Here is a 12592-nt window from a genome sequence, read left to right as displayed (position 1 = left end):
GAGAGGTTATCGGTGCGGGACCGTCGCGGCGGCAACTCGGTCCCGACCGGTGGCCTTCGCCTGCGACAACGCCGCGTCGGCGGCCCGCATGAGCTCGGTGGAGGTGGTCGCCTGCTGCGGCCAGGAGGCGACCCCGATGCTGACGCGGACGTCGACCACCCCGTCCTCCACCGGGAAGCCGGCATCGCGGATGGCCTCGTGCAGGTGGCTGGCCAGGCCGTAGGCCTCCTCGGGCCCGAGCTCGGGGCACACCACGGCGAACTCCTCCCCGCCGTAGCGGGCCACCGTGTCCACCGACCGGATGCTCGCGGCCACGCGCTGGGCCATCCCGTGCAGGATCGCGTCGCCGGCGCCGTGCCCGTGCGTGTCGTTGAGGTTCTTGAAGTGGTCGATGTCCAGCAGCAGCAGGGACACGCTGCGCCCGAAGTGCTGGGCACGGTCCACCTCGCGGGCCAGGGTGGTGGTGAGCATGCGCAGGTTGCCGACGCCGGTCAGCGGGTCGATGACCGACATCCGCTGGGCCTGCCGGTGCAGCATCGCGTTGTCGATGGCGATGCCCGCCGGACCGGTGATCGAGGTGAGCATGGCCTGGTCCTCGACGGTGTAGGACTCGGCGTCGCCGGTCCGCTCCACCACGAGGGCTCCGAGCATCATCTCGCCGCGCTGCAGCGGCGCCCCCATGGCCGGTCCGTCCCGGAGCGTCACGTCCTCGCGGGCCCCGGCGACCAGCCGACGGACCACGCCGTCGGCGACCACCTGCCCAGGCAGGCTGTCCCCGATCGGGACCCGGCGCACTCCGGCGCGGGCCGCTCCGCCGGGCCAGACCACGCGGGCGACGAGGCTGTTGCCCTCGACCAGCCAGGCGGTGACCCGCTGGCTCTCGGTCGCGGTGGCGCCGATCGCGCACACCGCCGAGAGCAGGCCATCGAGGTCGTGGGTGCGCTGCAGCGCGTCGCCGAGGCGCTGGACGTTGAGGCGCAGCCGGTCGCGGCTGTCCTGGATCTCGGTCATCCGCAGGTCGAGCTGGCGGGCCATGTGGTTGAAGCTGCCCGCGAGCCGGGCCACCTCGTCCTTGCCGCTGACCGGCAGCTTCATGGCCAGGTCGCCCCGAGCAGCCCGCTCGGCGGCCTCGGTCAGCGCCAGCACCGGCTGGGTGAGCTGGCGGGCCAGCCACCACACCAGCACGCCGCCGACGATGAGGGCCAGCAGCAGCATGCTCCAGGTCAGGGCCGACGCGGTCAGCGTGCTCGGGGCCTGCATCGCGGCCACGACCACGCACGGGTGGCCCGCGCCGACGTCGGCCCACACGACGTGCATCCCGGCGACCGCGGCCTTGCGACCCTCGAAGATCCTCTGCGCGGCCACCGCCAGCGGGCGGGAGACGGCCTCCGTGCCCGTTGCCGTCACCCCGCCGCCGGGGCACGCGGCGGCGAGCTGGACGTCGGCGGCAGCGCCGACGCGGCTGCGCCAGGTGCCGAGCTGCATGTCGTCGATGGGCGTGGCCACCACGACGAGCACCGGCCCCCGTGCCGTCGGGGTGGTCGCGGAGTACTCCAGGACCGCCGGAGCCGGCGAGAGCGCGGCGGCCGGGGAGATGGCCGGGCGCACCGGCGACGTCGTGCACTGGTGCAGCACCTCATGCTGCGCGGCGACGCCTGCGGGGGCGTCCCCGGCCCGCGCCAGCAGGGTCCCGTTGCGGGAGACCGCGGCGAACCGGACGTCCTGGCGCAGGTGGATCCGCAGCGCCGACCCGGCGGCGTCGCCGCGCTCGACCGAGCCGCCGACCAGCCGGGCCGAGGCGGCCAGGTCCAGGCAGGTCTCCTGCTGCAGCGAGGCCACCGCCTGGGCGACGACGCGCAGACCGGCCTTCGCCTGGTCCTTGTCGTGGGCCGGGACCACCACGGCCACGACCACCCCGGTCCCGAGTAGCAGCGGAAGCAGCACCGAACCCAGGATCAGCGCGAGCCGGTTACGGATGGACACGAGACCTTCTTTCGCGCGGGGTCCGATCCACCATCGTGGCACGGGACGACGCCAGCCGGGCGTCCTGTTCACCAAGCGGTTACAGGACAATGCCTACATGAGCGCCCCGGGCCCGACAACGGCCAAAGTTCTTCTCCGACAGGAGATTCGCACGCGACGTCGCGCGAAGGCTACCCAGCGTGACCGCCGGGCCGACGGCGAGGCCATCGCCCGGGCCGTGCTCGCCGCCCTTCCGCCGGGCACCAGCACCGTGGCGGCGTATGTGGCGCTGCCGTCCGAGCCGCCCACGGAGGTCCTCATCGAGGCGCTGGTGGGGCACGGCGTACGGGTGCTCCTCCCCGTCCTGCTGCCCGACAACGACCTCGACTGGCGGGCGGTGGACCACGACGGGGAGCACCCCGCGCCTCTGGGGCGGGACGCGATCGGGCGCGCCGAGGTGATCGTGGCCCCGGCCCTGGGCGTCGACCGGACCGGCACCCGACTGGGCCAGGGCGGCGGCAGCTACGACCGGGCCCTGGCGCGCCGCGCCGCGACGGCACGGGTGGTCGCGCTGCTGCACGACGGGGAGCTGGTCGAGGGCCCGCTCCCCCGGGAGGACCACGACGCGCGCGTGCACGCCGTGGTCACCGCCGGGCAGGGCCTGGTCGAGGTGGGCACCGGCTAGGGCCGGCTGACCCGACCGTCCGGAGACGGTCGCCCCGGCCGGCCGGGAGACGGTCCGCCCCCGGCCGGCGACCGGGTCAGCCCTTGTCGGCCCCCGGCACCAGGGTCAGCTCGTCCTTGGTGGCCTTGCGCACCGCCGACTCGGTGAACGGCCACGGGAACGTCTGGTTCGTGGCCCACGCGTCCGTCTGGTCGTCGTAGTGGTCGTTGAACGGGTGCCCCGACGCGCCGGTCTGGTTGACCCAGTGCGAGCCGTCCAGGTGGCCCAGGTCGACGACCATTCGCATGGAGGGGGCCCAGTCGACCTGGTAGCCCTTGCCGGCGTCCCAGCCGTTGGCGTCGACGATCGAGGAGCCACCGGGCATGTCCCACGGGCCGCGGTTGAACAGGACCCGCACGTAGCCGGGCACCGCGTCGGTGCCGAGCACCGGGTGCTGGAGGTCCAGCCGGTGCAGGCGGCCCCACTGCCAGGTCACCGGGTCCTTGCCCAGCTGCTTGGTCAGCTCAAGCCGCGCCTGCACCATGGCCTGGCGCAGGATCTCGTCGCGGCCCTCGAGGACGCCGGCGGTGCCCTTGTTGTCCCACCAGGAGTCGCGCGGCTTCTCCAGCATGACCTCGACGACCTGCATCCAGTGCCCGCCGCCGTCGGCCTTGAGGTCCTTGGGCAGCTCGTCGTCGAAGGTCAGCTCGAGGATGTTGCTCCACACGGCGTTGTAGTAGGCCGCGGCCGCACCGTTGCGGGACTGCCCCGTCGGCGTGGTGTAGTTCCAGCCCTTGAGCAGGCGCTGGGCGTCGGCGGTGAAGGGGTCCACCTTCAGCGGCAGGAGGTACTTCACCAGGTCGGGCGCGAAGGTGTTGCGCGTGTCGCCCTGGATCTGCGACATCCGGGCCGGGGTCACCTTCGGCGTCGCCGCCAGCAGGTCGCGGATCCGCTGGGACCGGAAGCCGTAGTCCCACTCGGTCGTGAGGAACGGCCGGTCGCTGGCCGTGACCGCCTGGTTGGCGGCGACGATGTAGTCCTCCGGCGGGTCGTAGCTGGTCGGCATGTCCTTGAACGGGACGTAGCCGGTCCAGTCGTAGCGGGAGTCCCAGCCGGGCGCCGGCCAGAAGCCGGGCGGGCTGCCCTTGATCGCCGAGCGGCGCTCCGGGATGCGCCCGGGCGCCTGGTAGCCGATGTGGCCGTTGGCGTCGGCATAGACGAGGTTCTGCGCCGGCACGTCGAAGTTCTTCGCGGCGCCGCGGAACTGCTCGAAGCTCTGTGCCTTGTCGATCGCGAACAGGGCGTCGGCGGTGTGCCCCGGCTGCAGCCCGGTCCAGGCCAGGGACACGTCGTAGCTGCCGGGGTCCTTCTTCCCGTCCACCGGCGCGCCCCGGCCGGCGTCGGCGACGCTGGGCAGCACGTCGGACATCAGCGGGCCGTGACGGGTCGAGCGGACGTCGATCGAGACGTCGTTGCCGCCGGCGACCTTGATCGTCTCGCGGCGCGTCGTCAGCGGGACGTAGCTGCCGTCTCGCAGGACCTTGTCGCCGTTGACCTGCTCGAGGTAGAAGTCGCTGACGTCCGGCCCGAGGTTGGTGAACCCCCACGAGATGGTCTGGTTGTGGCCGATGACCACGCCGGGCAGCCCGGAGAAGGAGTAGCCGGCGACGTCGAAGGGGCAGTCCTTGCCGACGCTGCGGCAGTGCAGGCCGGTCTGGTACCAGATGCCGGGGATGCCGGGCGCCAGGTGCGGGTCGTTGGCCAGCAGCGGCTTGCCGGTGCTGGAGCGCGAGGACCCCACGACCCAGGAGTTGGACCCGATGCCGTCGCCGCGCCCGAGGGTGGTCGGCACCGCGTCGAGCGCGGCGGTCACCTGCGCGTAGGCCGCCTGCGCGGTCTTGCCCCCGAGGTATGCCGGGTACGGGCTCGCGGAGCTCGACGCACCGTCACTGCCGGTCGAGGACGCGTCGGCGGCGGAGGTGGTGCCGGTGCTGTCACTGCCGCTGCCGCTGGTGGTGTTGCCTGACCCGGGGGTGTCACTGCCGGAGCCCGAGCCGCTCGGGCTCCAGTCCTGGGAGGACAGGATCGGCTTGTGCGACCCGAACGGATAGTCGGGGTAGAGCTCGGCGATGTGGGCCATCGACATCGACGTCCCGGCCAGCCGCGCCCGCATCAGCTCGTCGTCGTAGTTGCCGCGCAGGTCCCAGGCCATCGCCTTGAGCCAGGCCAGGGAGTCCACCGGGGTCCACGGCTCGACGTGGTAGTTGTCGACCTTCTGGCTGAGCACGGTGTACTCGAAGCCCATCTGCGAGGGCGAGCCCATCTGGTTGATGTAGGCGTTCACACCGTCCGCGTAGGCCTGGAGGTACTGCCGGGTGCTCGGCGCCAGCGTCGGCAGCTCCTGCTCGGCGACCCGGCGCCAGCCCATGGTGCGGATGACCTTGTCGGTGTCGAGCCCGGCCGAGCCGACCAGCTCCGACAGGCGCCCGGCCGTGATGTGCCGCCGCAGGTCCATCTCGAAGAACCGGTCCTGGGCCGTGACGTAGCCCTGCGCCTCGAACAGGTCTGCGGAGCTGTCGGCGTAGATCTGTGGGACGCCGTGCTCGTCACGCAGCACCGAGACCCGTGAGCCGAGGCCCGGGACGGAGATGGTGCCGGTGGTCTGGGGGAAGGAGTGGCGGACCAGGCCCACCACGACGACGACTCCGACGAGGATGACCACGAGGAGCGCCGCCACGACGGACACGATGATGCGGCGGGCGAGTTTGGCGCGAGACACCCTGCGAGACTAGGACACCGGCGACCGGGCGGCGCGCACGCCCGGTCCCCCATGACAGCATCCACGCAGGGCGAGGAGGGCGGTGGACGTGACGGCACTGACGCAGATGGCCGCGTTCACCGTCGAGGAGCTCAACCCTGCCCTGCTGGTCGGGGCCCTGGTGCTGCTGCTGTCCGTCGCCGCGGTGCGCCTCTCGGTGCGCTCCGGCCTGCCGTCGCTGCTGCTCTACCTCGCGATCGGCCTGGCCATCGGCGAGGCGGGCCTCGGCATCCGGTTCAACTCCGCCGAGCTGACCCAGGTCCTCGGCTACTCCGCCCTCGTGCTCATCCTCGCCGAGGGTGGCCTCACGACGCACTGGGACGGCATCCGCCGCTCGGTCGCGCCGGCCGCCCTGCTCTCGACCCTGGGCGTGGTCGTCTCGGTCGGCGTCGTCGGCGTAGCGGCGCGCCTGTTCCTCGACCTGCCGTGGGGTGTCGCGCTCCTGGTGGGCGCCGTGCTCACCTCCACCGACGCCGCGGCCGTCTTCTCGGTGCTGCGCCGGGTCCCGCTGCCCCGGCGGATCTCGGGGCTGCTCGAGGCCGAGTCCGGCTTCAACGACGCCCCCGTGGTCATCCTCGTCGTGGCCCTGGCCGAGCAGACCGCCCCGCACGCCACCTCGCACACCTGGTGGCAGCTGGTGCTCATCGCCGCGGCCGAGCTCGCCGGCGGGGCCGCGATCGGCCTGGGCGTCGGCTACCTCGGCGGGAAGGCCCTGCGCCGCGTCGCCCCGGCCTCCTCGGGCCTGTTCTCCCTCGGCATCGTCGCGCTGGGCGTCCTCGCCTACGCCGCCTCGGCGATGGCCCACACCAGCGGCTTCCTCGCGGTCTACCTGTGCTCGCTGCTGCTGGGCAACATGGACCTGCCGCACCGACCGGCGGTCCGTGGCTTCGCCGAGGCGCTGGGCTGGCTGGCCCAGATCGGCCTGTTCGTCCTGCTCGGCCTGCTCGCCTCGCCGCAGCGGCTGCCCACCCAGCTTGTCCCGGCGATCGTCATCGGCCTGGTGCTGCTGCTGGTCGCCCGGCCCCTGTCGGTCCTGGTGTCGATGACCCCGTTCCGGGTGCCGTGGCGCGACCAGGTGTTCCTGTCCTGGGCCGGGCTGCGCGGCGCGGTCCCGGTCGTGCTCGCCACGGTCCCGCTGACGTTGGGCACGCCCCACGTGGAGTGGCTGTTCGACCTGGTCTTCGTGCTGGTCGTGGTGTTCACGCTGGTGCAGGGCCCCACCCTGCCGTGGGTGGCCACCCGCCTGGGACTGACCGACCCCGACCGGCTGCTCGACCTGGACGTGGAGTCCACCCCGCTGGAGAAGCTGCGGGCCGAGCTGCTCCAGGTGCAGGTCGGTGAGGAGTCACGCCTGGCCGGCGTGGAGGTCTTCGAGCTGCGCCTGCCCAAGGGCGCCAACGTCACCCTCATCGTCCGCGGGGACGAGTCCTTCGTCCCCGCACCGAACACCGTGCTGCGCCACGGCGACCAGCTGCTCGTGGTGGCCACCGCGGAGAACCGGCGCCAGGTCGAGCGCCGGATCCGCGCGGTGAGCGAGCGCGGCCGCCTCGCCGGGTGGGTCAGCCGACCGGCACCTCCGGCCGAGCGACGGGCTCCGCTGCCGCTTCGTGGGCGTGCCCGGCCCGCCAGCTCGCAGCGACCCGACTGAGCCCGGCGTCGCGCCCGTCGTGGCTCAGTGCGGGGTGGCCTCGTGGTGGCGTCGGCCGTGGCTGCGCTCGGCCTCCTTCATCTCCGCTTCGTAGAGGTGGCGCCTGCCGTGGACCAGTTGGCGCCGCGCCACCTCCTCCAGGCACTTGAACAGCGCGTAGTAGCCGTCGTCGTACTCTTCGACGATCTGGAAGGTCCAGCGTCCCTCGAGCACGTTCCGGCCGACCAGCTCGGTGTCGATACGCTCGGCCAGGTCGAGGTGTCCCGCCCTGCGCAGCATCGCGACGGCCTGGCAGGCCTTCATGTCGCCGGCGCCGGTCAGGCGGTGGAATGCGTACAGGTGGCCCCGGGCTTCCTCGACCTCTTCCAGGGCTTCGGACAGCTTCCCCAGGGCCGCGATCGTGGCGTCGTCGACGCCGTTGGGGCGTCGGTGGCACGGTGCCGGTTCGTCATCCATGTGGCCACGGTAGGCAGTCCGCGAGCAGCACACCTACGGCGCGTGGCTGACCCAAACCGGCGTACGTCCGGTGAAGGCCGAAACCCGACGCATGAGGGCCGCCCCCCGTCGCGCCACCGGGGCCGCCTCGCCGGGCGTGTCAGCCGACCGACAGCTCCGGGCGAGCGACGGGCTCGGCTGACGCTTCGTGCGCGTGCTCGGCCCACCAGCTCGCAGCGATCCGGCTGAGCTCGGCATCGCGGCCGGCGAGCATGTAGCGGATCATCTCGAAGTCGCCACGCAGCGACCACGCCGGGTGGCCGAAGGTCGCCGGGTTGTTCTGCTCGATGAAGAAGTGGCTCGGCCAGGCCGCGCCGTAGCCCATGAGCGGCCACAGCAGCAGCCAGGACGGCTTGCGCAGCCGGACGAGCCCGTGGGCCGCGGTCGCGGCGCCGAGCGTGGTGCCGACCAGGTGCGCCCACCGCGTGCTCGCCCGGGAGTGCATGGCCACGTAGTAGGGCCAGAACTCCTCGTACGTGGTGTAGGACGCGGGGCAGTCGCACGTGGGCCTGGGCATGGCGGCCACTGTGCCGGGGGCGGCCCGAGGGCACAAGTCGCGGCCGACCACACGGCATACCGGCGTGTGTGTTGTATGCCGTGTGGCTCAGGCGCGCGGGCAGGCGGCGGCCACCAGGATGGCTGCCGCCTCCCGGGCCGCGTCGGCGGCCTCGGGCCGGCCGTCGAGGACACCGGAGGCCAGGCCGCCGTCGAGCAGCAGGCTCAGCGACAGGGCCAGGGCCTGCGGGTCTGCGGCCCCGGCCTGCTCGGCCAGGCCCTGCACCCACTCCCGCACCTGCGCCTTGTGGCGGACGGTGCGGTCGTGGACCGCGGTGCCCGACTCGGACTGCGCCGCCGTGTTGATGAAGGCGCAGCCGTGGAACCCGTCCCGCCGGCACGCCGCCGTCAGGGCGTCGAACATGCCGACGAGCCGGTCCCGCGGGTCGGGCCCGGCCGCCTCGGCCGCCGCCTCGAGCGAGCCGCGCCAGCCGGCGTCGACCCGGTCGAGGTAGGCGAGCACGAGGTCGTCCTTGCCCGGGAAGTGCTTGTAGAGCGTCGCCTTGGCGACCGCCGACTCCGCGATGATCGTGTCGACCCCGACCGAGCGGACGCCGCGGGCGTAGAACAGCCGGAAGGCCGTGTCGAGGATGCGGTCGCGGGCGGCACTCATGGGCGTCAGCCTCGCACGACCTTGATGTTGAAGTTGCCGCTGCCGAGCGAGCCCATGAGGGACAGCCACAGCGGCAGGTACATCTCGGTGCCGCGGGCGGAGACGATGCCGCCGAGGTCGTGGATGTGCTCGGGGGCCCAGCCGAAGCCCTTCAGCAGCTCGGTCACGGTGGCCTTGGCGTCGGCGTCGTCACCGGCGACGAACACGTCGTGGTCGCCACCACCGACCCGGGCCGGGTCGACCATGACCTCGCAGTTCATGGTGTTGAGGCTCTTGACCACCTTCGCGCCGGGGAACTCGCGCTGGATCTGCTCGCCGAGGCTGTCGGTGTTGACGACCGACAGCGAGGGCGGGAAGCCGTTGCTGAAGTCCAGGGGGTTGGCGATGTCGAGCAGCACCTTGCCGTCGAGGTTGTCCGCGCCCGCGAGGGCGAGGGCCTCGAGGGTCGCGACACCGGCGGTGGCGTTGACGACCAGCTCGGCGGAGCCGGCGGCGTCGGCGAACGTGGCGGCGGTGCGCTGGCCCGGGCCGGCGGCCCAGTCGGTGGCCTTGGGGTTGGCGGCGTCGCGCGAGCCCATGGTCACGTCGTGGCCGAGCTCCGCGAGCCTGGTGGCAACGGCCTGACCGACCATGCCGGTGCCGAGGACGGCGATCTTCATGTCTGTTTCCTTCGCAGCAGTGGGGCGGGCGGTGGTGCCCGGCCGGACAAGTAGACAGACCTGTCTGTTCGCTTGTCAAGGGCTGGCGACGTTTCGTCGTACACTTCTGGCACTCGATGCCCGAGAGTGCTGATCAGGAGGACCCGTGCCGACGTACGCCTACGCGTGCACCGCGTGCGATCACCGTTTCGAGGTCGTGCAGTCCTTCAGCGAGGACTCGCTGACCGAATGCCCCCAGTGCGAGGGGCGGCTGCGCAAGCTCTTCAACGCCGTCGGCGTGGTGTTCAAGGGCTCGGGCTTCTACCGCACCGACTCCCGCTCCGGCTCCTCCTCGAGCGTGCCTTCGGCCAAGAGCGAGTCCTCGAGCTCCTCGGACTCCTCGTCCTCGTCGAGCGCCTCCCCCTCAGGCTCCTCGTCGGCGTCGAGCACGTCGAGCTCCTCGGGCTCGTCCGCCAAGGGCGCGGGCTCCGCGGCCTGAGCGCCGCGCCGGCGGCCCGGCCCGCGAACGGGAGCGCACGGCATACGGGGGGGTCTGTCCACAGGCCCCGGACCGGTTCGTCCCACGATCCACAGGCCCGCGACGGCCACCGGGGCGCCTGACGTGCGCGGCTAGTCTCGCCGCATGACTTCCTCCCCCACCTCCGGCAGCCCGCGCGCCGACATCGGCGTCATCGGCGGGTCCGGGTTCTACGAGTTCCTCGAGGGCGCCGAGCGGGTGCGCGTCCAGACCCCGTTCGGCGAGCCGAGCGACGAGGTCGTGGTCGGCTCGCTGGCCGGCCGGCAGGTCGCGTTCATCGCCCGGCACGGCCAGGGGCACCGGTTCCCGCCGCACCAGGTCAACTACCGGGCCAACCTCTGGGCGCTGCGTGCGGTGGGGGTGCGCCAGGTGCTCGCGCCGTGCGCCGTCGGGTCGCTCAAGCCCGAGCTCGGCCCCGGGTCGATCGTCGTGCCCGACCAGGTCGTCGACCGCACGTGGGGTCGGGAGCACACCGTCTACGACACGGTCGGGCCGGTGGTGCACGTCGGGTTCGCCGACCCCTACTGCCCGCGCGGGCGCGAGACCGTCGCCCGGGTCGCCCGCGAGGCCGGCAAGGACGTCACCGACTCCGGGACCCTGGTCGTCGTCAACGGGCCGCGCTTCTCCTCCCGGGCCGAGTCCCAGTGGCACCAGCAGGCCGGGTGGGCAGTCGTCGGCATGACCGCGATGCCCGAGGCTGCGATCGCCCGCGAGCTGGCGATGTGTTTCACGACCATCGCGCTGGTCACCGACCACGACGCGGGGGTCGAGGGCGGCGAGGCGGTCACCCACGAGGAGGTCCTGCGGGTCTTCGCCCGCAACATCGACGACCTCAAGACCGTGCTGGCGTCCACGATCGCCGCGATGCCCGCGGCCGAGCCCGACGAGACGGCCACCTGCGCCTGCCGGCGCGCGCTCGACGGCATCACCCTCCCGATCGAGCTGCCGTGACCGCCGGCGCCGGGCTGCTCGCCGCCCCCTCCCCCACCCTGGTCGACCGGGCCCAGCGCCTGCTGCCGGCCGGCTGGCGGGGCCGGGGACGGCGGGCGGCCTGGCGCCGGACCCGCGCCCGCCGGGTGCTGGCCGCACTGCTGGTGGGCCTGGCGGTGTGGCTGACGCTCGGTGCCGTGCAGCCCCGGCCGGCGCCCACCGGAGTGCCGGTCGTCGTGGCCGCGCACGACCTGGCCGCGGGGCAGGCGCTGACCGGCGCCGACCTGCGGGTTGCCCGCTGGGCTCCCGACACGCGTCCGGCCGGGTCGGTCGCCGAGGTGGCCGGCCTGGTCGGGCGTCGCGTCTCCGCGCCGGTCACCGCCGGCGAGGCGCTCACCCCGTCCCGGTTGCACGGTCCCGGCCTGCTCACCGGGCTGGCCGCCGACCAGGTCGCGACCCACGTCAGCGTCCCGGACGCCCGGGTGGCGGCGCTCCTGCGCCCTGGCGACCACGTGGACGTCATCGACAACGGCAGCGGCACGCGGATCGGCGTCGACCTGCTGGTGCTCGCGACCGACCCCGCGGACGCCGGCTCGAGCTCCTGGACCGGCGTCGGGTCGGGCGCACCGGCACCCGGGGTCGTCCTGGCGGTGACGCCGGAGCAGGCCTCGGCGCTGGCCCGCGCGACTGGTGCCGGTGACCTGTCCGCCGGTGTAACGCTGACGCTGCGCCCCGCCGGCTGAGGTCCACGAGCGCCCCTTGCCCCCGGCGGGAGGCACCTCCGCTACGGTCGTGCGGGTCCCGCAGCCAACGGAAAGGGCGCACGAATGTTCAAGGGCTTCAAGGACTTCCTCATGCGCGGCAACGTCGTCGACCTGGCGGTCGCGGTGGTCGTCGGCGCAGCCTTCACCGCGGTCGTACAGACCCTGGTCGGCAACCTGATCAAGCCCATGCTGAACGCCCTGGGCAGCCCCACGAGCAGCGGGCTGTCGTTCTCCCTCAAGCACGGCGGCAAGCCAATCGAGGACGCGACGCGGATCGACGTCTCGGCCATGCTCAACTCGGTCATCACGTTCGTCATCACGGCTGCGGTCGTGTACTTCTTCATCGTGGCTCCGATGAACGCCATCGCCGAGCGACGCAAGCGTGGCCAGGAGCCCGAGCCGAAGGCGCCGGCCGAGGACATCCTGCTGCTGCAGGAGATCCGCGACCTGCTGCGCCAGCGCGACTCCGTCTGAACACCACCGACGGGGCCCTGAGGTGGCCAGCGACCTCACGCAAACGGGGCGGCCCCGCAGGTGCGGGGCCGCCCCGTCGGCGCAGGTTCGGGGTCACTCCCAGTGCGGGGGACGCTGCTCCTGCAGCCACCGGTCGTGTGCGTCCTCGTCGCGGCGCTCACCCCAGCCGGTGTCGGTGTCGTCCAGGGTCTGGTCCAGCGAGGAGCGGCGCACCGACACCCGCGGACGCGCCGGCTCTTGCTCGCCCTCGCCGGCCCCGTCCTGGCCGACCTCACCCTCACCGGTATCGCGCGCCTCACCGTCCGCCGGATCGTCGCCGCCGTCGCCCGTCCCGACCCGGGTGACCTCGCCCGTGTCCAGCAGCGCGGCCTGCCCGTCGACGGGCGCCACCTCCTCCGACGCCACGGCGTCGGGCTCGACAGCCTCACCGTCGGCCGCGTCGACCTCGTCTTGCCGGTCGGTCAGGGTCTCGTCGGTCGGATCGGGGGTGGGC

At 73.1% G+C, this 12592-nt stretch carries 13 protein-coding genes; 6 read left to right on the top strand and 7 right to left on the bottom strand.

The window, feature by feature from the left end; all coding sequences use genetic code 11:
- Window positions 1-6: 6 nt before the first annotated feature.
- A complete protein-coding gene (locus tag ACXVGS_RS13770) occupies window positions 7-1983 on the bottom strand; it encodes a diguanylate cyclase (RefSeq protein ID WP_458530644.1) in 1977 nt (658 codons plus the stop codon).
- A gap of 97 nt (window positions 1984-2080) precedes the next feature.
- Here ACXVGS_RS13770 and ACXVGS_RS13765 point away from each other — a divergent pair, with 97 nt between their 5' ends.
- Window positions 2081-2647, top strand: coding sequence for a 5-formyltetrahydrofolate cyclo-ligase (locus ACXVGS_RS13765; protein ID WP_458530645.1), 567 nt, complete (start codon window positions 2081-2083; stop codon window positions 2645-2647).
- 76 nt (window positions 2648-2723) lie between these two features.
- Here the strand turns inward: ACXVGS_RS13765 and ACXVGS_RS13760 are convergent, their stop codons facing one another.
- Window positions 2724-5405, bottom strand: a complete 2682-nt coding sequence (locus ACXVGS_RS13760; protein ID WP_458530646.1) for a penicillin acylase family protein — start codon at window positions 5403-5405, stop codon at window positions 2724-2726.
- An 88-nt stretch (window positions 5406-5493) separates the two neighbouring features.
- Between ACXVGS_RS13760 and ACXVGS_RS13755 the strand changes: the two genes are divergently transcribed.
- Complete coding sequence (locus ACXVGS_RS13755) at window positions 5494-7092, top strand: potassium/proton antiporter (RefSeq protein WP_458530647.1); 1599 nt, start codon at window positions 5494-5496, stop codon at window positions 7090-7092.
- Between the two features lie 24 nt (window positions 7093-7116).
- Here ACXVGS_RS13755 and ACXVGS_RS13750 read toward each other — a convergent pair whose 3' ends face one another.
- The 4 genes from ACXVGS_RS13750 to ACXVGS_RS13735 form a co-directional block, all read right to left on the bottom strand.
- Window positions 7117-7548: a hypothetical protein gene (locus tag ACXVGS_RS13750; protein ID WP_458530648.1), complete on the bottom strand. Its 432-nt coding sequence runs from the start codon at window positions 7546-7548 to the stop codon at window positions 7117-7119.
- Between the two features lie 139 nt (window positions 7549-7687).
- On the bottom strand, window positions 7688-8104 hold the full coding sequence (locus ACXVGS_RS13745; RefSeq protein WP_458530649.1) for an Mpo1-like protein: 417 nt from the start codon (window positions 8102-8104) through the stop codon (window positions 7688-7690).
- An 87-nt stretch (window positions 8105-8191) separates the two neighbouring features.
- On the bottom strand, window positions 8192-8755 hold the full coding sequence (locus ACXVGS_RS13740; RefSeq protein WP_458530650.1) for a TetR/AcrR family transcriptional regulator: 564 nt from the start codon (window positions 8753-8755) through the stop codon (window positions 8192-8194).
- Between the two features lie 5 nt (window positions 8756-8760).
- A complete protein-coding gene (locus tag ACXVGS_RS13735) occupies window positions 8761-9414 on the bottom strand; it encodes an NADPH-dependent F420 reductase (protein ID WP_458530651.1) in 654 nt (217 codons plus the stop codon).
- A gap of 145 nt (window positions 9415-9559) precedes the next feature.
- Between ACXVGS_RS13735 and ACXVGS_RS13730 the strand changes: the two genes are divergently transcribed.
- The 4 genes from ACXVGS_RS13730 (at window position 9560) to mscL (ending at window position 12099) form a co-directional block, all read left to right on the top strand.
- Window positions 9560-9892 carry an FmdB family zinc ribbon protein gene (locus ACXVGS_RS13730; protein ID WP_458530652.1) on the top strand — a complete coding sequence of 111 codons (333 nt, stop codon included), beginning with the start codon at window positions 9560-9562 and terminating at the stop codon, window positions 9890-9892.
- 144 nt (window positions 9893-10036) lie between these two features.
- Window positions 10037-10882, top strand: coding sequence for an S-methyl-5'-thioadenosine phosphorylase (locus ACXVGS_RS13725; protein ID WP_458537061.1), 846 nt, complete (start codon window positions 10037-10039; stop codon window positions 10880-10882).
- On the top strand, window positions 10879-11604 hold the full coding sequence (gene cpaB / locus ACXVGS_RS13720) for a Flp pilus assembly protein CpaB (protein ID WP_458537060.1): 726 nt from the start codon (window positions 10879-10881) through the stop codon (window positions 11602-11604). The genes ACXVGS_RS13725 and cpaB overlap by 4 nt, the downstream gene beginning before the upstream one ends.
- Before the next feature lie 84 nt (window positions 11605-11688).
- The gene (gene mscL, locus ACXVGS_RS13715; protein ID WP_458534587.1) at window positions 11689-12099 is read left to right on the top strand and encodes a large conductance mechanosensitive channel protein MscL; all 411 of its coding nucleotides are present in this window, start codon (window positions 11689-11691) and stop codon (window positions 12097-12099) included.
- A 93-nt stretch (window positions 12100-12192) separates the two neighbouring features.
- Here mscL and ACXVGS_RS13710 read toward each other — a convergent pair.
- Window positions 12193-12592, bottom strand: a 400-nt coding sequence (locus ACXVGS_RS13710; RefSeq protein WP_458537059.1) for a hypothetical protein, incomplete at its 5' end; no start/stop codon positions are given.

It is taken from the genome of Oryzihumus sp. (assembly GCF_054325275.1).
The sequence above is the reverse complement of the archived record's forward strand: the minus strand, read 5'-3'. Positions and strand labels throughout refer to the sequence as shown.

What these genes read in the sequence shown, in the direction of transcription:
- ACXVGS_RS13765 (WP_458530645.1), top strand. Translation starts at nt 2,081, where the DNA reads ATGAGCGCCCCGGGCCCGACAACGGCCAAAGTTCTTCTCCGACAGGAG.
- ACXVGS_RS13750 (WP_458530648.1), bottom strand. Translation starts at nt 7,548, where the DNA reads ATGGATGACGAACCGGCACCGTGCCACCGACGCCCCAACGGCGTCGAC.
- ACXVGS_RS13745 (WP_458530649.1), bottom strand. Translation starts at nt 8,104, where the DNA reads ATGCCCAGGCCCACGTGCGACTGCCCCGCGTCCTACACCACGTACGAG.
- ACXVGS_RS13740 (WP_458530650.1), bottom strand. Translation starts at nt 8,755, where the DNA reads ATGAGTGCCGCCCGCGACCGCATCCTCGACACGGCCTTCCGGCTGTTC.
- ACXVGS_RS13735 (WP_458530651.1), bottom strand. Translation starts at nt 9,414, where the DNA reads ATGAAGATCGCCGTCCTCGGCACCGGCATGGTCGGTCAGGCCGTTGCC.
- ACXVGS_RS13725 (WP_458537061.1), top strand. Translation starts at nt 10,037, where the DNA reads ATGACTTCCTCCCCCACCTCCGGCAGCCCGCGCGCCGACATCGGCGTC.
- mscL (WP_458534587.1), top strand. Translation starts at nt 11,689, where the DNA reads ATGTTCAAGGGCTTCAAGGACTTCCTCATGCGCGGCAACGTCGTCGAC.